General features: G+C 70.4%; 1 protein-coding gene. It reads left to right on the forward strand.

Features of this window, described 5'->3' with window-relative positions:
- The coding region (locus ACTM82_RS08955; RefSeq protein ID WP_441055875.1) for an IS256 family transposase at positions 1-817 on the forward strand (817 nt) is incomplete at its 5' end.
- Between the last annotated feature and the right edge of the window lie 82 nt (positions 818-899).

The following is an 899-nucleotide window of genomic DNA, read 5'->3' on the forward strand; positions in this document are numbered from 1 at the left end:
GGTGCCCTACGTCTGGCTCGACGCGACCTACGTCAAGTGCCGCCGCGAGGGGCGCGTCGCCTCCACCGCCGTGGTCACCGCCATCGGCTGCGATGCGGGCGGCTGGAGGCGCGTCCTCGGTGTCGACGTGGTTGACACCGAGTCTTACGACTCGTGGCTCGCCTTCCTGCGGGCTATCCGCTCGCGCGGGGCGGCGGGCGTGCGGCTCGTCGTCTCGGACGCCCACCCGGGGCTCGTCCGGGCGCTCGGCGAGGTCTTCCAGGGCGCCGCGTGGCAGCGCTGCGCGGTCCACCTCATGCGCGACTGCATGCGCGAGGCCGGCTCCTGGCAGCTCAGGCGCCGCGTGGGCAGGATCGTGTCGCAGGTGTTCCGCGGGCGCGACGCCGCCACCGTGACGGCCATGTACCACGCGGCGTGCGACATGCTGGCGGGGTGCTGCCCCAGGGCGGCGGCGGTGCTGGAGGAGGCCGAGCCCGACGCGCTGGCCTACCTCGACTTCCCGCCGACCCACTGGAAGCGCCTGCGCACCAACAACGTGCAGGAGAGGACCAACCGGGAGATAAAGCGCAGGTCGCGCGTCGTGCAGGTGTTCCCCTCCACGGGCTCGCTGGTGCGGCTCGCGGGCGCGGTCATGTGCGAGCAGGACGAGATATGGCAGGAGTCCAGGTACTTCTCGGAGGCGAGGATGAACGAGCTCTACGACGACGGTCGCACCCGGGGGACCGACGGTCCCGTCGATTGGGCGCGGCTCGAGGCGGAGGCAAGGAAGATGCTCGAGTCCGGCCTCGAGCTTGCGGACAGGGTCGAGGCGGCATAGGATATCAACCGTATTCCAGATTCTGGGACGCCGGGCCGACTCGCTTCGGATCGGGCACTACACCAACTTTCTCGACACTACC

Source organism: Collinsella sp. HCP3S3_E5, from assembly GCF_052067635.1.
Classification (GTDB): Bacteria; Actinomycetota; Coriobacteriia; order Coriobacteriales; family Coriobacteriaceae; genus Collinsella.